This is a genomic window from Pseudomonas sp. NBRC 111124 (genome assembly GCF_001320245.1).
Lineage (GTDB): Bacteria > Pseudomonadota > Gammaproteobacteria > Pseudomonadales > Pseudomonadaceae > Aquipseudomonas.
Genome location: NZ_BCBA01000043.1, coordinates 77,456 through 96,995, shown reverse-complemented (window position 1 = coordinate 96,995; position 19,540 = coordinate 77,456). Strand labels below are relative to the sequence as shown.

Annotated in this window: 14 protein-coding genes; 3 read left to right on the top strand and 11 right to left on the bottom strand. The window is 65.6% G+C overall.

Going from position 1 to position 19,540, the window contains the following annotated elements; all coding sequences use genetic code 11:
• Positions 1 to 224: 224 nt before the first annotated feature.
• The 11 genes from APH28_RS17910 to APH28_RS17860 form a co-directional block, all read right to left on the bottom strand.
• Positions 225 to 1,010 carry an ABC transporter ATP-binding protein gene (locus tag APH28_RS17910; RefSeq protein WP_060511750.1) on the bottom strand — a complete coding sequence of 262 codons (786 nt, stop codon included), beginning with the start codon at positions 1,008 to 1,010 and terminating at the stop codon, positions 225 to 227.
• 11 nt (positions 1,011 to 1,021) lie between these two features.
• Entirely contained in the window at positions 1,022 to 1,777 is a 756-nt protein-coding gene (locus APH28_RS17905; RefSeq protein ID WP_060511635.1) for an ABC transporter permease, read from the bottom strand.
• A gap of 10 nt (positions 1,778 to 1,787) precedes the next feature.
• The gene (locus tag APH28_RS17900) at positions 1,788 to 2,540 is read right to left on the bottom strand and encodes an ABC transporter permease (protein ID WP_060511633.1); all 753 of its coding nucleotides are present in this window, start codon (positions 2,538 to 2,540) and stop codon (positions 1,788 to 1,790) included.
• Positions 2,541 to 2,737: 197 nt separating this feature from the next.
• The gene (locus APH28_RS17895; protein ID WP_060511630.1) at positions 2,738 to 5,185 is read right to left on the bottom strand and encodes a TonB-dependent siderophore receptor; all 2,448 of its coding nucleotides are present in this window, start codon (positions 5,183 to 5,185) and stop codon (positions 2,738 to 2,740) included.
• Positions 5,186 to 5,241: 56 nt separating this feature from the next.
• Positions 5,242 to 7,485 (bottom strand): TonB-dependent receptor, encoded by a 2,244-nt coding sequence (locus APH28_RS17890; RefSeq protein ID WP_060511628.1) that lies wholly within the window; start codon positions 7,483 to 7,485, stop codon positions 5,242 to 5,244.
• A gap of 204 nt (positions 7,486 to 7,689) precedes the next feature.
• Positions 7,690 to 8,748, bottom strand: coding sequence for an ABC transporter substrate-binding protein (locus APH28_RS17885; protein ID WP_060511626.1), 1,059 nt, complete (start codon positions 8,746 to 8,748; stop codon positions 7,690 to 7,692).
• Positions 8,745 to 9,809 (bottom strand): ABC transporter substrate-binding protein, encoded by a 1,065-nt coding sequence (locus APH28_RS17880; RefSeq protein WP_060511624.1) that lies wholly within the window; start codon positions 9,807 to 9,809, stop codon positions 8,745 to 8,747. The genes APH28_RS17885 and APH28_RS17880 overlap by 4 nt, the downstream gene beginning before the upstream one ends.
• Positions 9,810 to 9,828: 19 nt before the next feature.
• The gene (locus APH28_RS17875) at positions 9,829 to 10,980 is read right to left on the bottom strand and encodes an LLM class flavin-dependent oxidoreductase (RefSeq protein WP_060511622.1); all 1,152 of its coding nucleotides are present in this window, start codon (positions 10,978 to 10,980) and stop codon (positions 9,829 to 9,831) included.
• Positions 10,981 to 11,198: 218 nt separating this feature from the next.
• Positions 11,199 to 13,049 (bottom strand): ABC transporter ATP-binding protein, encoded by a 1,851-nt coding sequence (locus APH28_RS17870; RefSeq protein WP_060511620.1) that lies wholly within the window; start codon positions 13,047 to 13,049, stop codon positions 11,199 to 11,201.
• The gene (locus tag APH28_RS17865; RefSeq protein ID WP_060511618.1) at positions 13,042 to 14,817 is read right to left on the bottom strand and encodes an ABC transporter ATP-binding protein; all 1,776 of its coding nucleotides are present in this window, start codon (positions 14,815 to 14,817) and stop codon (positions 13,042 to 13,044) included. Before APH28_RS17865 ends, APH28_RS17870 begins: the two co-directional genes overlap by 8 nt.
• A 90-nt stretch (positions 14,818 to 14,907) precedes the next feature.
• Complete coding sequence (locus tag APH28_RS17860) at positions 14,908 to 16,140, bottom strand: acyl-CoA dehydrogenase family protein (RefSeq protein ID WP_060511616.1); 1,233 nt, start codon at positions 16,138 to 16,140, stop codon at positions 14,908 to 14,910.
• A 314-nt stretch (positions 16,141 to 16,454) separates the two neighbouring features.
• Between APH28_RS17860 and APH28_RS17855 the strand changes: the two genes are divergently transcribed.
• The 3 genes from APH28_RS17855 (at position 16,455) to APH28_RS17845 (ending at position 19,538) form a co-directional block, all read left to right on the top strand.
• Positions 16,455 to 17,516 (top strand): ABC transporter substrate-binding protein, encoded by a 1,062-nt coding sequence (locus APH28_RS17855; RefSeq protein ID WP_060511614.1) that lies wholly within the window; start codon positions 16,455 to 16,457, stop codon positions 17,514 to 17,516.
• A gap of 18 nt (positions 17,517 to 17,534) precedes the next feature.
• The gene (locus APH28_RS17850; RefSeq protein ID WP_060511612.1) at positions 17,535 to 18,266 is read left to right on the top strand and encodes a class II aldolase/adducin family protein; all 732 of its coding nucleotides are present in this window, start codon (positions 17,535 to 17,537) and stop codon (positions 18,264 to 18,266) included.
• Between the two features lie 84 nt (positions 18,267 to 18,350).
• Entirely contained in the window at positions 18,351 to 19,538 is a 1,188-nt protein-coding gene (locus APH28_RS17845; protein WP_060511611.1) for an LLM class flavin-dependent oxidoreductase, read from the top strand.
• Positions 19,539 to 19,540: the final 2 nt, after the last annotated feature.

Below are 19,540 nucleotides of genomic sequence, written 5' to 3'. Positions count from 1 at the left end.
ATGTTCATTGAAAGCCACTGCTTCCTGTTTCAGCTCGCCGTAACCGTGCAAGCCGTGGATGCAATGGCCATTGTCATGTTTCTGTGCAACAGCTCAGGGTGCCCAGGTTCGGGTTTACCGCACCCTATAACGGGTCAATGGAGAGGGCTGGGAAGCTGGGCCGGCGCAGTCGGTGGCACCGGTGGAACAGGAGGAAAAGCCAGGTGCGTGGAAGGGGTATCTATTCATTCACCGAGCAACTCTTTCAACAACCTCTGCTTGTAACCGCTCAACCGCTCACTCTCACGCTGGCGCGGGTGTGGAAGATCGATTCGCAGGTCCTCCCGAATCCGCCCTGGGTGTGCATCCATCACGATCACCCGGTCGCCAAGGTACAGCGCTTCCTCGATGTCATGGGTCACCATGATTACCGTGCAGCGCTCTTGCACCCAGATGCGCTGCAACTCCTGTTGCAGGCGAACCCGGGTCAGGGCATCCAGCGCCCCCAGCGGTTCGTCCAGCAACAGCACCTTGGGCTTGTTCACCAGCGCCCGGGCAATCGCCGCGCGTTGGGCCATGCCGCCCGAGAGCTGGTGCGGGTAGGCCTGCTCGTAGCCGTGCAGGCCTACCAGGGCGATATGTTCGGCCACCAGGCGGTACTTCTCGGCTGCTGGCAGCGCATGGTTCTTCAAGGCCAGGGCAATGTTCTGCTGCAGGGTCATCCATGGGAACAGGCGGTGGTCCTGGAACACGATACCGCGCTCAAGGCCTGGCCCGTGCACGGTTTCCTGGTCTAGCAGGATCTGCCCCTGGTAGTCCTGGTCCAGCCCGACGATCAAGCGCAGCAATGTCGATTTGCCGCAGCCGCTGGCGCCGACAATGCTGACAAATTCCCCCGGGCGGATGTCCAGGTCGATGCCCTCGAGCACCGTCACCGGCTTGCCCTTGAGCGGGTAGGCCTTGCGTAGGCCGCGAATGGTCACGGCGCCAGTGCTGGCGCTGGTGGTTGGAGCATGGGCGATGGCGTTCATGGTCGGGGCCTTCAACGGGTAGGGCGCCAGCGCAGCAGGCGGCGGGTCAGCAGGGAACATAACCACGACATCAGGTAGCCACACAGGCCAATGCACATCACGCAGACGACGATGATCTCCATGCGCGCAGCGGCTTCGGCGTTCATCATCAGGCTGCCAAGGCCAGCCCCGGCGGACAGGAACAGCTCGCTGCCCACCGAGGTCACCCAGGCGAAGGCCAGGGCTTGCAACACCCCGGCGGCAATGCCTGGCAATGCCGCCGGCAGCAGGATCAGCCACAGTGTCTGCCAACGGTTCAACATCAGGACTTGTGCGGCTTCACGGTGCTGGCTTGCCACCTGACGCAGGCTTTCGAAGGTGTTCAGGACCATCGGGTACAAAGCCGCCAGGCTGACGATCAACAGCTTGGCGCCTTCGCCGTTACCCAGCCACAAGGCAATCAGCGGGATCCAGCCCAGCATCGGCACCTGACGCAGCGCATGGAACAGCGGTGCAATAAGGCGATTGGCCGGTGTGGACAAGCCCATCAGCGCACCCAGCCCAATGCCGCAAACAATGCCAATGGCCAGGCCGCTGCAGGTTCGCAGCAGGCTCGCCCACAGGTTGATCAGCAACTCGCCGCTGCCCAGCAGTTCGGCCAGTGCCGTACCCACCTGTGCCAGCGGCACAAAAGCGTAGGCGCCGGTCGCGCCTTGACCAGAGGCGTATTCCCAGGCAGCGAGTAACAACAGCGGCAGTACCACACCACGCAAGTCGTGCAGTTTCATCACAACCTCCTTAGCGGCCTTGCCAGGCCGACAGGCGCCGCTCCAGGCGGCGCAGGGTGAAGTCCAGGGCAAAGCCGATCAGCCCGGTCAGCACCACGCCGACCATCACCACATCGATGCGCAGCATCTGCCGGCCCATCTCGATCATCTGGCCCAGGCCGCTGTCGGCGGCAAGCAGCTCGCAGGCCACCAGCACCACCCAGGCGCGGGTCAGGGCCACGCGTATCCCGGTGACGATCGCCGGCACTGCAGCGGGCAGGGCAATCTGGGTCACCAGCGTTGGCCAGCGCAGGCGGTATACCGCCGCCACTTCGAAATGGCTATGCGGGATGGCGCGGATGCCTTCGCAGGTGGCCAACGCCACCGGGAAGAAAGCAGTCTTGGCGACAATCACCACTTTGAACGTCTCATCGACGCCAAACAGCAGCACGAACATCGGGATCAGGGCGATGCTCGGCACCTGCCGCAGGGTATGGAACAGCGGGGCGCAGTAGGCCTCCACGGTCTTCGACAAGGCCAGCATCGCGCCAAACCCAAGGCCGGCCAGCGCGCCGCCGGTAAATCCCAGTGCCAGCCGCGACAGGCTGCTGGCCAGATGCTCCCCAAGTTCGCCGCTGGCCAGCAGGTCGTTAAAGCTGAGCCATACCTCTTGTGGCGGGATCAACAGGTTGGTCGGGAACAGCCCGGCGTTGGCCACCACGGCCCAGAGCGTGAGCAGGGCCAGGGGAGAGATGAACCAGGAAAGGGATGAGAGCACGCGCATGGCTGGCCTTGGGAAAACAGGGGTAGAGGAGGTATGGCAAGAGCTGTGCCAGGTGTGATCGGCCCCGGATTGCGGGCCCGGAGGAGAGCGGTGGTGCTGGAGCAGCAACGGGGTGCTGCTGGAGCAACAACCCGTCAGCAGAAGCGGCGCGGGCTTCTTCGCAGTTTTACCTGTGAAGAAACCCGCCTGTTTTCAGATCAGAAGTCGTAACTCACACTGGTGTAGTAGAACGCCCCCTGGGCCCCCTCCGGGCTGGTAATGGAATACTTCGGCACGCCATACAACTGCGCGCCCTCCAGCTTGTCCGGGTGGCTATCGAACAGGTTGATCGCCCCCGCCGACAGGGTCAGGCCCAGGTCGAAGCGGTATGACACGTCGAGGTCGGTCACCCACTGCGGGCTGAAGGTCTGGTCCAGCGCCGGGTTGGCCGCATTGCGGTTCTGCCACTCGCCATAGCGGCGCTGGGCCACGGTGACACGCCAGCCCTCATACAACCAGTTGGCGCTGAGGGTCAGTTTGTCCTTGGGTGTGCCGTCTTCGATCAGGCCCTGGGTGTTGCGGCCGATGATCTGGTTGCCAGGGATGCCGCCCACGTCGTCAAGCCCGGTGATTCGGGTGTTGTTGCGCGCATAGCCACCGTTCAAATCCAGCCGCCCCCAGCCGGCCAGGTCCAGTTGGTAGTGGCCGGCCAGTTCGAAGCCATCGGTACGGGTGTCGGCGATGTTGGTGTAGAACGCCGCGCTCTGGATGTTGGCGTAGGGCGTGCCGGCAAAGATCGGCCCGACCACTGCGGCGGGCAGCTGGTCGGACAGGGTGATGCGGTTGTCGATGTCGATGCGGTAGGCGTCGAGCGTGACCGAGGCATTGGGCAGCGGCTGCCACACCAGGCCCACGGAGAAGTTGGTCGACTCTTCAGGCTTCAACGCCTTGCCGCCCAGCAACGCGGCCTCCGGGCTGTCGGCACGCAGCGTACGTTGCTGCACTTCAACCCAGTTGCCGCTGCCTGGCGGCTGCTCCACCACTTGCACGCTGAACGACGACAGCCCGCTCTGCACCAGCGACGGTGCGCGGTAGCCGGTGCTGGCACTGGCCCGGGCGGCAATTTCGGGCGTGAAGTCGTAGCGCAGCGACAGTTTGCCGTTGGTGGTGTCGCCGAAGTCCGAGTAATGCTCGCTGCGCACTGCCACACCCGCCTGGAATTTCTCGGTCAGCTGGGCTTCGACGTCAAAGTAGGCGCCGATTACCCGGCGATCCAGCGATACCGCATCGACCTGGGTGATGCCCGAGTAGTAACCCGGAATGCGCCGGCGAGTGACGGGGTCGAGGGTGTTGAACAATGGCCCGTTGGACCAGCCGGCCGCGTCGCCTGCGCTGAGGTCATAGTTTTCCTGGCGCCAGGCCAGCCCGGCAGACACGGTCAAGGGCTTGAACAACCAGTCGTTGGCAAAGTCGCGGGTCCAATCCAGGGTCAGGTTGGTCTGGTCGGCCTCGCGGCGGCCGGTATAGATGGTCGACGGGCTGGCCGTGCCCCAGCTGGGGTTGATGGCATTGCGGTCGGTGGAGTCGACGCGGTTGTCGCCGTAGTTCAGTGCCAGGTCGAATTTGCCCAGCGTCTGGTCCTCGAAGCGCAGGCCGCCGGTGACGGCAAAGTCTTCCAGCCCGTAGCGGGTGACGGGCAGGCGGCCGTCCGGATAGCGCGCCAGCGCCACGCTGCCGTAGTTGCTGCGCAGCGTAGTGGGCGGGTCAAAGAAGTTCTCGGCGTCGGTATTCTTGTGCGCGTAGGTGGCGAAGCCGTAGGCACTCAGGCCTTCGCCCACGCCCATTTCGGCATTGGCGGTGAAGTTGTACTGGTCGGAGACATTGCCCGAGCCCCAGCGCCAGTTGCGGTAGCGGTTGTTTTGTTCGCGCGGGGTGTTGATGCTGGTGGAGCCGGGGTAGAACAGGCGGTTGTCGTCGCGGGTATCGCTGGCCGGGTCCTGGCTGCCGGCGTCGAAGGCCAGGGTCAGGAAGCCGTCGTTGGGCAGGGCAAAGCCCTTCCAGCCGCTGAGCTTGCGTTGCAGGCCATCACCTTTCTTGTAGCCACCGAAGCGGTAGCCGGCATTGCCGCCCTCGTCGCGTTCCTTGAGCACGATGTTGATCACCCCGGCAATGGCGTCCGAGCCGTACTGGGCCGCGGCGCCGTCGCGCAGGATTTCGACCCGTTCGATGGCCGACAGCGGGATCAGGCTGAGGTCTACCGCTGCCGCGCCCCGGGCGTTGACCAGGCCCTGGCGGGTGATGTTGGCGCTGGTGTGGCGGCGCTTGCCATTGACCAGCACCAGTACCTGGTCGGAGGCCAGGCCGCGCAGCGAGGCGCCTTGGGCGATGGAGCCGGCAAAGGCGCCTTGTGGCGATTGCGGGAAGCTGAACGAAGGTGACAGCGCGGTGAGCGCCGCCGATAGGTCGCTGGCACCGGTTTCCTGCAGTTTTTCACCGCTTAGCACATCGACCGGGACGGCACTTTGCAAGGCGGTGACGTCGCTTCGGTGGGTACCGACCACGACCACGGTGTCGAGCGGTTCGTTGGCCTCGGTGGCGAAGGCGGGCACGGCGATGCCGGCGATGGCCAGGGCGATGGCGCTGGCCAAGGGGGTGTGGTGGGGCATGGATATTCCTTATGGAAGGCGTAGGGCCTATGCGCCGCAAAGCGGCCGCAGCATGTTCAGAACCGACTGGTAACGCTAAGCCCGACGGTGCGCGGGTCGCCGTAGGTGATCACGTACTGCCCGGCGGTGCCGTTGGGCCGGCCGTGCACCTGGTAGCGGCGGTCGGTGAGGTTGTTGACGAAGCCGGTCACGCTCAGCTTGTCGTCGTGGCTGAACCAGCTCAGGCGCGCATTGGCCAGGGTGTAGTGGGGCTGGCTGAGTGTGGCGTCGGCGCTGCTCTGGCGGTCGGCGAGGAAGTACTCCTTGTCGCGGAAGCTCACGTCGCCGCCGGCCACCAGTTTGCCGCCCACTTCCAGCGGGATGGTGTAGTCGGCACCCAGCGACACCACGTTGCGCGGTGAGCGCACGAAACTGTTGCCGCTGTAGTCACCCGTCACCGCGCCGGTGGTGGGGTTGGTGTTCTTGAAATCGGTGTATTCGGTGTCGAGGAACGACACCGCCGCACGCAAGTGCAGGCGCTCGGTCGGCTGGCCTTCGATCTCCAGCTCGGCGCCCTTGACCTTGCCCTTGGCGCCGTTGGTCAGCGCGGTGGTGAGCACGCCGTTGTTCACCGTCAGCAGGTTCACCTGGATGTCGGAGTAGTCGTAGTAAAACACGTTGGCGTTGACGATCAGGCGGCGGTCGAACCACTCCGACTTCAGTCCGATTTCGTAGGCATCGAGTTTTTCCGGGTCGACCGTGGTCAGCTGCGCCAGGCTGGTCGACAGCCCGGTGTTGAAGCCCCCCGAGCGGAAGCCATGGGCGTAGCGGAAGAACACCCGCAGGTTGTCGTTGATGCGGTACTCGGGGGTCAGGTCGTAGGTCCAGGCTTCCCAGGTCTTGTCTTCCTGGCGATTGCCATTGCTGCCCACGCCGCCCAGCGGGATCAGCGGGCCGTTGGCCGTGGCACGGGTCAGTTGCACCAGGTCGAGGTCGATGTCCTTTTTCTCCTGGGTCCAGCGCAGCCCCCCGGTGACGCTGAAGTCGTCGGTAAAGTCGTAGGTCAGGTTACCGAATAGCGCATAACTGTTGGTGCGGTGGTCATAGCCTAGGTCGCGCAGCGCGGTGGTGCCCACCTGGTTGGAGCCGGTGCCATTGGGTGTTGGCCCGGGGGTGACGATGCGCTGCGCCGAGCTGTCGAGGTCTTCGTGGAAGTAGTGCGCGCCCAGCAGCCAGTGCAGCGGGCGGTCTTCCGGCGAGGCCAGGCGCAGCTCCTGCGACCACTGGCGGTAGCTGTTGTCGGTAATGGCTGCGCCGTTGACTTCATAGGGGGTGTAGTCGGCGTCGCTGGTGGAGCGGTTGCGGATGTAGTCGTAGGCGCTGATCGAAGTCAGCGTGTAGTCGCCCAGGTACCAATTGAAAGTCAGCGACGCGCCATCGTGGTCCAGGCGGTAGTCTTCGTTGACGTTCAACGAGATGTCACGGCCATTCGGGCGCTGATAGCCAACGTTGTAGTAGCGGCCCACCGGCAGCGAGCCGTTGCTGCCATCACCTTTGAACTGGCGGCTGTGCAGCTTGAGCAAGGCATCCAGGTCAGGGTTGAGCTGGGCCAGGAACTGCAGGCGGATGGCCTTCTTGTTCACGTCGCCGTAAGTGTTGCCGTCGAAGTCATTGTTCTGGAAGCCGTCACGCTCCTCCGAATACAGCGCCACCCGCCCGGCCAGTTTTTCATCGACCAAGGCGCCACCGATGGCGCCGGTGACGATGCGCTCGTTCTTGCTGCCGAAGCCGACGGTGCCGTAGCCGTCGGTATCGAAGGCCGGCTTTTTAGAGATCACATTGACCGCACCCGCCGTGGTGTTCTTGCCATACAGGGTGCCTTGCGGCCCGCGCAGGATCTCGATGCGCTCCAGGTCGAACAGCGGACCGCCGCCGGCGACCGGGGCGTTGAGGTAGACGTCATCGGCGTAGATGCCCACCGGATACACCGTGGCTGCGCCGGTGTCGCCGGTGCCCAGGCCACGGATGTACCAGCGCGGGCGGCCGTCGCCATCGGGGTTCTTGGCCGAGGCGTTGGGCACGAAGGTGGTGATGTCGCCCATGGCGCGCACGCCATCGGCGGTGATGCTGGTGCCCTTGATCGCTGACACGGCGACCGGCACCTCCTGCAGGGTCTGCTCGCGGTGCTGGGCGGTGACAGTGACGGTTTCCAGGGCCGCTTCGTTGTTGTTTTCTTCGTTGGCGGCAATGGCCTGGCTGCCGGTTCCGGTCAGCAGCAGCGCGAGGCTGATCTGCCGGGCGAGTGGATTGAGCTGGTGCATGGTGGATCTCCCCGTATGTAAAGCGTTGTTGGGGAGGGTTAGAGCAGGGACTGTGCCATGTTTGTAGGCTATTGATATTTATGGGTTTTATGGGTTTCTGAAGGGGTTGTTGCAGATTGCGCAGCAGTGGTGTGCTGGGCGGGTGCTGCTGGGGCAGCAGTGGGGTGGCTGAAACTGCTGGGGCCGCAAAGCGGCCCCAAAATCTCAAACGGCCAAACGCGAAGTCGAGCCTATCACCCGTTCCAGCACGCGAAAGTCAATCCACTCACGCACATCGAAGCGCCGTGGTATGAACCCCCAGCGGTACAGGAACTCGGTAAGGTCCTGCAACGCCTCGAGCGAGCGGCTGTCCAGGGTCGTGCGCAGGCGCCGGTGTGCATCTTCACCGTACGCCGCCGCCACCCAGTACTCGCTGGTGTTCAGCTCACGGGCGAGAAAACGTCGGGTCTCCTCAGGGTTGGCCCACGCCCATTGCTCGGTGCGCAACACCGTGTCGACCAGCGTGCAGCTGGCCTCGAAATGCTGCTCGAGCAGGTGGCGGTCCACGGTCAATGTGCGCGGCGTGCCGTTGTTGCTGCGGATCAGTGGGTCCGGGTGGCTGCCCGTGTCCACCACCACGCGCAGGCCGAATTCGTGGGCCAGATGCACGGCGTGCGCGCCCTTGAGAAAGATGGCATCGATGTCACCGCGCAGCAGGCCGATCAGCTCGTTGTTGCGGCGGCTGAAGCGGCTGGTGTCCAGGCTGACTTCGGCGCCATACAGGTGTTGTTTGGCATCATCGCTGTAGGTGCCGCCATAGGGGTAGTCGACCAGCTCGACATCGGCCACCGCCAGGCCTTCCAGCTTGAGGGCGTTTTCCAGCCCGCGCAGGGCCTGGGCGCGGGTGAAGTCGATCTGGACGTTGGCCCACTTGGGTAGGCCAAAGCGGCGGTTTTTCAGGTCGCGGATGCTGCGCACACCGCTTTCTTCGGTGGTGAGGATCAACTGAACCTCGTCGCTCCAGGACAGGCCCAGCACGCGGGTTTCGACGCCGCTGGCGTAGGCCCAGATTGCCGGGATGTTACCGCCGTGGCGCACCGAGTTCTGCAGGTGGTGATCGTAGTGAGCCTCGCGCACTTCACGTTCGCTGGACTCGCGAAGCGACTGGATATTGGTGCCGAACGGCGCAAAGGCTTCTGCCAGGCGCCCTGACTGCACGGCAATGCCGAGGCCGGTGGGCACCGGGCTGTGGGTGTACCAGAGGGTTTCCAGGGGCTTGGTCATGGGTTAACGGTCTTCCTGTCCATAGGCACGGCGGCCAGTAGTTGCTCCAGGGGTTGCTCGGCGATCCAGTCACGCACCTCAAAGCGGGCCGGGATGAAGCGCCAGCGTGTGAGAAACTCGACAAAGTCCTGCAAGGCATTGATGGCCTGGTCCTCCAGGCGGGTGCTTAAGCGTAGGTGGGCATCAATGCCATACGCCACTTGCACCCAATATTCGCTGCTGTTGGTTTCCCGCGCCAGGTAACGACGGGTTTCATAGGGGTGCTGGTGGGCCCAGCGCTCGGCGCGAAGCACCGAGCCGAGTAGGGCGTGCACCACCTGCGGGTGCTGCGTCAGCAGGTGGTTGTCCACGGCCAGGGTGCGCGGAGTGCCGTTGTTGCTGCGGATCAGCGGGTCGGGGTGGCTGCCCGTATCGATCACCGTGTGCAGGGCGAAGGCGTGGGCCAGTTGAACGGCACTGGCGCCCTTGAGGAAGATCGCGTCGACTTCGCCGCGCAGCAGGCCGGTCAGCTCCAGGTTGCGGCCTTCGGTCTGGGTACTGGACACTGGCGTGCCGGCCACGTTGCGCACCGGGCGGTCGCTGAAGGTGCCGTCGTAGCGGTAGTTGACCAGCTCCAGGTCACCCACCTGCAGCCCTTCGAGCTTGAGCGCGTTTTCCAGCCCGCGCAGGGCCTGGGCACGGGTGAAGTCGATCTGCGCCGCCGCCCAGTCGGGCAGGCCGAAGCGCCGGCCCTTGAGGTCCTTGACGGTATGGATGCCGCTGTCTGGGCGGGTCAGGATCAACTGTGCTTCATCCGCCCAGGACAGGCCTATCACACGGGTTTCGCGGCCCTGGGCGCGGGCCCAGATGGCCGGGATGCTGCCGCCGTGGCGCACCGAGTTGCGCAAACTGTGATCGAAGTGCGATTCGCGCACGGCCTGCTGGTCGGCTTCGCGCAGTGACTGCACCCGGGTGCCGAGGCTGGCCAGGTCATCCTGCAGCCAGCCTTGCTGCACGGCAATGCCCAGGCCGGTGGGTACCGGACAGCGGGTGTACCACAGGGTATCGAGGGGTTGGCTCATGTTCGGGCTCCGGTCGGGGTCAGGCGCTGGTCTTCAAAGGGGTCACGGTGGCTGCCTGCTGCACCAGTGGCAGCACCTCTTGGCCGATGCGCAGGGCCTCTTCGAGGTGCGGGTTGGCTGCCAGAATGAAGGTAGTGAAACCGGCATCGCGGTACTCGGCCAAGCGTTCGGCGATGTGCTGGTGGCTGCCCACCAGGCCGACCGTAGGGCCAGGCTTGGCCTTGGCGAAACCCGCCCACAGGTTGCGCGCCAGCACCAGCTCGTCGAAGCCTTGCAGGTGCTGGTGGTACGCCGCCTGACGCGCACCGCCAACCGAGTCGGAGCCGGTCACGAACTGCTTGGCGGTGGTGCTGGCCTTGCCTTCCAGTCGCTCGAACTGCTGGCGCAGCTCGCGCCATGCCTGCTCTTCGGTTTCACGGGCAAAAAGGTCGACGCGCAGGCCGAAGCGCACCGTGCGGCCTTGCTTGTCGGCCAGCTCGCGCACCCGTTCGATATGCGGCTTGAGCTTGTCGATCGGTTCGGCCCAGTTGAGGTAGACGTCGGCATGGCGCGCGGCGACTTCCAGCGCCGCATCGGAAAAGCCGGAAAAGTACACACCTGGCTTGCGTTCGTGCTGCAGGCCAGGCGGCAAGCTGCCGTTTTCCAGGCGGTAGACCTCGCCCTCGTAGCTGAACCTGTCCTGCGTCCAGAGACCTTGGATCACGTCCAGGAATTCGCCGGTGCGCTTGTAGCGCAGGTCATGCTCGAGGAAGTCGCCATTGGCGCGCTGGCTGGCCGGGTTGCCGCCGGTGATGATGTTCCAGTCCAGCCGGCCACCGCTGAGGTTCTGCAGGATGGCCGCCTGCTGGGCAGCGTAGGCGGGCAGGGTCCAGGTGGCCTGAAACGCGATCAGAAAGCGGATGCGCCGGGTTTCGCGAGCCAGCGCGGCGGCGGCAATCCAGGGTTCCGGGCCAGTGGGCAGCAGCGCGCCCTCGAAACCGGCCAGCTCGGCGGCCTTGGCCACCTGGGCGATGTAGTCGATGTAGGTGAAGCCATCGGCCTTGCCATCCGGCAGGCGGCCGGGGGCGATGTTGCCGGGACGGTGCACGGGGTTGCCGCGGTTGTGACGATCGGTCGACAGTTGCGGGCCGTCGGTGCCCAGTGGCAGGCGCCAGAAAAATTCGGTGGTCATGGGGGCTCCTGAAGGAGTGGATGTGCGTGTGAGGAGGGTGGTGCAACGGCTGTGCCATGGGGATGCAAGGCCCATGGGACGGGGGGCTGCGGGGTAAGGTGAAAGGGGGGTGCTGCTGTGGCAGCAATCGGGCAGCAATGGATGTTGGGGCAGCAGCAGGGTGTGGCGTGCTCCCGTTGCGGCCCTTTCGCGAGTGAACCCGCGAAAGGGCCGGCAAGTCAGGCTTCGGTATTGGCCGTTGTCGCCTGCCCGGCACTGCGCAGGTACGCTTCATAGAGTGCTGAATACGCCCCACCCCGGCTCATCAGCTCGGCATGCGCCCCTTGCTCCACCACCCGTCCGTGCTTGACCACGGCAATCCGGTCAGCATCGCGAATAGTCGCCAGGCGATGGGCAATGATGATCGCCGTACGCCCCTGGCACAGCCGGCGCAGGGCGCGCTGGATGCGCCGCTCGGTGTGCACGTCCACCGCCGAGGTGGCCTCGTCCAGCACCAACACCGCCGGGTCGGCCAGGTAGGCGCGCACCAGGCACACCAGCTGACGCTGGCCATGGCTCAGGTGTGCGCCCAAAGGTCCGACTTCGCTGTGGTAGCCCTGCGGCAGGCGTTCCAGCACCTCGTCGGCGCCCAGCTCGCGGGCGGCGGCGATCAGCTGGGCCTCGCTGGCAGCCGGGGCGGCCAGGCGCAGGTTGTCGAGGATGCTGCCGCTGAACAGCACGTTGTCCTGCAGCACCACGCCTACGTTGCGCCGCAGGTCATGCTGGGCCAGTGCGCGCAGGTCGATGCCGTCCAGCTTTACGGCGCCCTGCTGCACTTCGTAGAAGCGCGTCAGCAACTGCACCAGGGTGCTCTTGCCATGCCCGGAGGGGCCGACAATGGCCACTACCTCGCCGGCCCGGATGTGCAGGTCGAGCCCGTCGATCACCGGCCGTGGGCTGTTCGCTGCATAGGCAAAACCGACGCGATCGAATTCGACCTGGCCACGCGCCCTGGCCAGCCGTTGTGGCGCTGGCGGGTCGAGCACGTGCGGGCGGGTGTCGAGCAGCAGGAAGATACGTTGCGCCGAAGCGCTGCCGGTGGCGTAGCGTTCGAACAGGTCCGACAGTTCCTGCAGCGGGCCAAGGAACAGGAACACGTAGAACAGGCTCTCGGCCACCTGGCCCACGCTGACCTTGCCTTCGGCCAGGCCATGGGCGCCGACCAGCAACAGCACGGCCATGCCGGTGGTGCTCAGCAGCGCGGTGAACGGGGCAAACCAGCCGGCGCGCAGGCTGCCGTGGATCAGCGCCTGGTTGAAGTCTTCCAGCAGGCGCCGGTAGCGTGCCTGGTTGCGCTGTTGCTGCCCGCATTGCTGGATCAGCCGCACGCCACTGACGCTTTCCACCAGGTGTGCGGTGAACCGGCTGCGTTGCTCGGCCACCTTCGCCCAGTTACGCTGTGATACCCGCTTGAAGCGCCAGGTGGCAACGGCCAGCAGTGGCACGGTGGCGGCCAGGCTGTAAAAGAAGCCGGGTTCGATACGCCACAGCATCACCGCCGCCAGGCCGCAGCGCAGCAAGGCACCCAGCAACTCCGGCGGGCCTTGTACCAGCAGCGGCTCCAGCGCATCGACGTCGCGGTCGGCGCGGGAGATGATGCGCCCGGCCCGGGTCTGATCGAAGTAGCTCACCGACAGCGCCTGGACATGGGCGAACACCTTCACCCGCAAATCATTCAGCACACGGATCGCTGCGCGCCCGGCAATGAACTGCGATACCCCGGCTAGCAGGAAGCGCCCCAGCCAGCTCGCCGCCAGCCCCAGGCCCAGCCACAGCACCAGGCGCTCGTCGAGCAGCCAGTGCCCGGCACTGGGCACCAGGCCCTTGTCCAGTAGCTCGCGGACGAACCATGGCCGCAGGAACACGGTAAACACCAGCAGCACCTCAATGCCGATCACCGCCAGGATCTGCCGGCGAATCGGCCGTAACAGGGGTAGCAGACGCTGGAACATGCCGCGGTCCAGTGCCTGGCGGGCCAGGTGTTGTTCGATGGCGAGATCGCTGGCGGGGGTGTGCGGCACATCAGTCATGGTCGATCCCCAGCAGGTCGCGGTAATGAGTGTTGTTGGCGCTCAGCTCGGCATGGCTGCCACTGGCGCTGATGCGGCCGTTTTCCAGCATCAGCACGCGGTCGGCCAGCAGCAGGGTGGACAGCCGGCTAGTAATCAGCAGCAAGGTTGGGCCTTGGCCGCCTGCGCGGTGCAGGCGACGGATGTTGTGCAATACCTGGCGTTCGCCCAGCGCATCCAGGGCGCTGGTGGCGTCGTCCAGGCAGAGGATGTCGGGCGCGCCCAGCAGCGCCCGGGCCAGGCACAGGCGCTGGCGCTGGCCGCCAGACAGGGTCACGCCGCGGTCACCCAGTGGCGTATCGAGGCCGTGGGCCAGGCGTTCCAGCACATCCTCGGCGGCGGCCAGGCGCAGCGCTTCACGTAGCTGAGCGTCGCTGGCCTGTGGTGCGGCCAGGCGCAAGTTGGCGGCCAGGCTGTCGGAGAACAGAAAGCTTTCTTGCGGCAGCACCTGCACGCGGCGGCGCAGGTCGGCCAGGTCGAGGTCACGTACATCGTGCCAGCCGTTGGCATCGCTACCGACCTGCACGCTGCCGTGCTGCACATCTGCCAGGCGCGGTAAAAGGCTGGCCAGCAGGCTTTTGCCGGTGCCCGTGGCGCCGACCAGCGCTACGACTTCACCGGGCTGCAAGGTCAGAGAACAGCGCTGCAGGATAGGCCGAGCGCCGTCTGCTGCGCTGACCTCTACCTGATTCAACTTCAGCCCCAGGGGCCCCGCAGGCAGCGTACCAGGACCGCCGACGATGGCCGGGCGCTCGTCCAGCAGCTGCCAGATGCGTTCGGCGCTGGCACGGGCGTCGGCGAAGGTCTGCATCACCCGGCCAATGCCTTCGATGCGGAACACCAGCGTGGTGGCTACCAGCAGCGAAGTGACCAGCTCGCCGATACCCAGCGCCCCGGCAGCCACCCGGTGGGCACCATAGACCAGGATCCACACATGCCCCAGCGCAACCACGGCCTGTGGCAGCGGGATGCGCGAGCTGGCGTAGGCGAGGGCGGCACGGGCGTGGTCGGTGAAAACCTCGACCTGGCTGGCGAAGCGGGTGATGCGCTGGTTTTCCAGGCCGAAGGCCTTGATCACACGCACCCCGCCGATGCCTTCGGCGAGGTCCTGGCTGACCTGGTCGTAGGCCGCGCCCACTGCACGATCCAGGGTAACCAGGCGGTCAGTCTGCAGCACGAACAGCCACAGCCCGGCTCCGGTCAGCAGCAGCGGCACCAGGCCCAGCAGCGGGTCGTACCAGCTCAGCAGGCCGACGGCGGCGATCACCACCAGCGGGGTTTCGATGATCTGCCGCCAAAAGGTGATCAGTGCGTCGCGTACCTTGTCGGCATCGCGAGTGGTGCGGGTGACCAGTTCGCCCATGCCATGGCGCCAGTGGTAGCCCAGGTGCAAGCGCTGCACCTGGTCGAGGATACGTTCACGCAGGCGCGTGAGCAGGGCCTGGCTGAGTACCAGCGACAGCACGGCAGCGGCGTATTGCAGCAGGCCGCGGCCAAAGGCGATGGCCAGTAGCAGCCACAGCCAGTGCCATGCCAGGCTGGCGTCCAGGCTGCCGTCGGCCAGGCGCTGCACAGCGCGGCCGCTGCTGACGTCGTCGACGGCATGGCCGATCAGCCATTGTTGCCAGGCCAGGCCGAGGTTGCCGGCGACATACAGGGCCGTGACCAAGGCGAAGCGCCAGGGCATTTCGCGATAAATGGCCAAAGCCCGAAGAAGAGGGTGATTCATGTAAATGCTCGATCAGAATGCGCCTGCGCCCCTGTAGGCGCGGCCTTGTGTCGCGATAGGGGCGCAAAGCGCCCCCGTCCAACCCCCGTATCAACGGCGGGTAGCGCCTTGGTTTTCCTTGGCATTGAGTACTGCGGTGTACTCCCCCGGATCAGCCCCGTTCAGGTAGTAGTTGCCTACGTTGTGCAGCCGCCAGCGAATCGGGTCGTGGGTGGTGTGCACCCGGGCATTGCGCCAGAACCGATCCAGGTTCCACTTGCTCAGCGAAGCGCTGGCCCCCAGCAACGAGAACAGGTCGCTGGAAATCTTCAGCGACGCCGCATCGGAATGCGCCCGGGCGGTGGCCACCGACAAGATCAGCTCATCCTGCAAGGCTTTGTTCTCCGGGTCGTGCTCGTGTTCGTCGAACACCCGCGCCGCGTCACGCAGCACCGACTCGGCACCGCGCAATGCCACCGCGTACTCGCCAACCTGGCGAATCACATGGGGCTCGTCACTGGCGCGTTCGACGCCGCTCTCCACCCAGGCACGGGCGTGCTCGCGCAGGTACTCGACGGCGGCTTGCAAGGCGCCCGCAGCGATGCCGGTGTCGATAGCGGCGTGGAGAATTTGCGGAAAGGTCAGGCCAGTGCGTTTCATCGGCCCGCTGCGGCGGGTCAGGTAGCGCTCGTCAAGCACGATGTTGTCGAAGTTGACGGTGCCACTCACCGAGTTCTGCTGGCCGAAGGCCTGCCAGTCATCGACCAGGGTCAGCCCGGGGGTGTCACGGTGCAGCAGTACGCCGACGCCACCGTCCTCGCTGGCGGCGGTCAGCGAAATCCACTCGGCCAGGTAGGAGCCGGTGGAGTAGAACTTGCTGCCATTGAGCAACCACTGGCCATCGGCACCGCGCTCGACGCGGGTCTTGAGCGCGAACTTGTTCTTGCCGCCGACCTCGGCCAGGGCATTGCCGAAGCGCTTGCCCGCGAGCACGTCGGTGATCAGCCTGTCACGCACGTCGTCGGGGTAGCCGGTGAAAATGCCACGCAGCATCACATTGTGAATCTGCAGCAACTGGCCGACGCCGCCGTCGGCGGTGGAGATCAGGCGCACGGTTTCGACCACGGTCTGCACCGAAGCGCCGAGGCCGCCGAACTGGCGAGGGACAGCAATGGCGGTCAGGCCGCTGCTGGACAGCAGCTCGGCCTGGCGGCGCGGCAGTTGCCCATTGTTGCGCGGGTCGGCGGCCAGTTCGGCGATTTGCGCGGCGACCTGGCGGGCGGTTTCGATGGCTTCGGCTTCGCTGGTCAAGCGGCGGGCGGGGGAGGGTTCTATCGCGCTCATGAAGGAGTCTCGGTTGGTCTGAGGGCCAGTGCGCCTGCGTCGCGGGTAAACCTGCGGATGGCCACACCTCGGTCCAAAGCCCTTGAGCAATATCTTTGCCACTCCTCTTCAAGGCCCGTCCTGCGCGGTTTACACAACCTTTTGCTGCCCCAGCAGCAGCCGCCTTGCTGATCTGGCAACACCCCACCCGCAATCCTGCTCCCCGTTCAGCACCCGGCCCCTTGCCGATGCTGCCAATCCCACGGAATTCAAGGCCTCCAGCGGTTGGCACGCACACTGCAATGCTGCTTGCACGACGCCCAAGGAGCCACTTCATGACCTTCGCAACCGCTACCGCACAACGCTCGGCAGACGACTCGTCAGCCCTGGAGCGCATCTGGTTCACCCGCTGTCCGGTGCCCACCGCCTCGGGCATCGCCTACAAGCTCGGCTGGCTTGAGGAGGAATTCGCCAGCGATGGCCTGCCGGTCTCGACCTTGCAGGAGGCCCGTCAGTTGGGCCACCACCACTACGATCACCAACTGCCCGGGCTGTTCCGCGAAGGCGGCAACGTACCGGCGCTGGCCGCACGGGCGGCAGGCTCGCCCAGCCGGCTGATCGGCCTGACCTGGATCGAGGAATGGCAAACCATCCTGGTGCGCCCGGACTCCGGCATCCGCAGCGCTGCCGACCTGCGCGGCAAGCGCCTGGCGCTGCCGGCCTGGGGTGACAGCCGCCCCGGCAGCATTGCCCGCGCCATGAGCCTGCACGGCTACAAAGGCGCCTTGACATCGGCTGGGTTGCACCTGGATGACGTGCAGCTGGTGGAAGTGGCCCTGCTCGATCAGGGCGACGCGGCCACCCCGCAGCTGGGCCTGCAACGGCTGTGGTCGGGGCTGGACTACCTGGCCCGTGGCGAAGTCGATGCCGTGTACGTGAAAGGCGCGGCAGCGGCCGATGCGGCCCGCCGCCTGGGCCTGGTGGTCGGCGTCGACCTCGACCTGCTGGCCGATCCACGGCATCGCATCAACAACGGCACGCCGCGGCCGATCACCGTGCACCAGCGCCTGCTCGACGACCACTTCGACCTGGTGGTGCGCTTCCTCGCCCAGACCTTGCGTGCCGCCGAGTGGGCCGCCAGCAACCGCGACGCGCTGAACAGCATCCTCGAAGAAGAGACCCGCGCCGGCAGCCAGGGCGTGGCCGAGGCCTACCGTGGTGATTTCCACACCACCTTGGCGCCAGACCTGTCCGAACAACGCCTGGCATTCCTCTGGACGCAAAAAGACTTCCTTTACCTGCATGGCTTCCTCGAAGCCGATTTCGCCATCGCCGACTGGGTCGACCCGCGGCCTCTGCAAGCTGCCCACCAACTGCTGGCCCAGCGCCGCGCCTGATCTTCCTGGAGACTGACCATGACCGTACTGATCAACGAACGCCCCGTGACCGCCGAACTGCAAACCTTCGTCGACCAGGTAGTGGCCGAAGCCGAAGCCGCGTTCAGCGTGTTCCGCGAAACCAACACCATCACGGCCAACGGAACCGTCGGTTTCATCGAGCGCGTGCCCGGTGAAGAGCTGCTGGTGTCGGTGAACTACGGCGGCCCGTGGAACCACCGCAAGCCGCTGCAGGCCACCGTTACCGATTTTTCCGGCAACGTCATCGTCGGCAAGGGCAAAGGTGGCCTGGGCCGCTACACCAAGCTGTTCCAGACCCACGCCGACATCACCACCGTGTCACACGTGCACAGCCCGTACCTCGGCGCCTGGGCACAGACCCATCGCACCTTGCCGTTCCATTATGTGCCGGTGCAGCGCTACCAGCTGGCGCGCGAGCTGCCGGTGTACATCGACCGGCGCCAGGCCGAGGTCGATTTCATCCTCGACAAGATCGCCGAGAACCCCTTCAACCTGGCCATTCTCGAAGCCAACGGCGGCGCCACCGTGTGGGGCAAGCAAGGGCTGCGGGCTACGGCGGAGTTCATTCTGTTGCTGGAGGAGGGCGCGCAGATCCAGTTGCTGGCAGATGCCCTTGGTGGGTCGCGGCCTTATGGCCCGGGGGTGCTGACCCAGCAGTGGAAGATGAGCGGGCTGTATGAGCGGGCGAACGAGCTGGGCCTGGTCCCAGGCATCGACCGGCGTAGCTGAGCCGATCACCGGGGGGCGCTGGCGCCCCTTTCGCCAAACAAGGCCACAACCCACGTACATCGCTCATGAACTGGACATTTCCCCATGGCAGTCAAAATCCTCTGGTACCTCACCACCCCTGATGGCCCCCACCCTTGGGAGCCCGAGGGCCGCTGGCACACCGATTTCGAACACCTCAAGCAACTGGCTATCGCCGCTGACCGCCTGGGTTTCTACGGCTCGCTGCTCGGCTCGAGCCCCAACGAAAGCCTGGCGGTATCGGCTGCACTGATCGATGCTACCTCGCGCTTGCGCTTCCTGGTCGCGCAACACCCGGGCGAACTGTCGCCGGCGGTACTGGCCAAGTGGGCGCTCACTTTCGACCAGTTTTCCAACGGTCGCCTGCTGTTTAACGTGGTCAACGGCAACGATGCTGGCCTGGCCACCCTGGGCGTGCATTACCCGCACGATGAACGCTATGACTTCAGCCTGGAATACTGGCGCGCTTTCCAAAGCTTCTATGCCGGTGAAACCGCTGGCTATGACGGCCGCTACATCAAGCTTTCGCCGCGCTCGCCAGCCGCTGCCAGCCACCCGCTGGGCGGCTGGCATCCCCCGCAGCAAAAGCCTGGCATCCCGCTGTGGGGCGCCGGCACGTCGGCACCCGGCGTTGCGCACTCGGTGCAATTGCTGGACGTCTACCTGAGCTTCGCCGACACCCCGCAAAAGCTTGGCGACAAGTTCCGCCGAGTAGCGGCCGAGGCGGCGAAGATTGGCCGCGAACTGACCTATGGCACCCGCCTGCAGGTCATTGTGCGCGAAACCGAGGAAGAAGCCTGGGCCCACGCCGAGCGCCTGTTGCAGCGCACCTCGCTGGCCACTGCACGCGCTGCCATCGAGCGCCAGCTGCCACGGGGACAAACGCTGGAAAGCTACGTCAGCGATGACCCGCGCATCCAGCGCAACCTCGACAGCATCCGGGCCGGGCGGCTGCCCACGGCGCGTGAACTGGAGATCTACCCCAACGTTTGGCTGGGCCCCAGCCTGTTCGGCTTCAACCTCCTCGGCCCGGCCGCCGGCACCTATCTGGTCGGCAGCGCCGAACAGGTAGCTGAGCGCATCCGCGAGTACGAAGCCCAGGGCACCTCTGCGTTCATCCTCTCGGGCTTCCCGCTGATCGACGAAGCGCACCGGGTGGCCGACCTGCTGTTCCCGCTGCTGGACCTGGACCACGGTTTCGACGTGCCGCAGCTAGGCGCGGCGAGCAAGCCGCGCGTGGCGCAACCGGCGTAAGG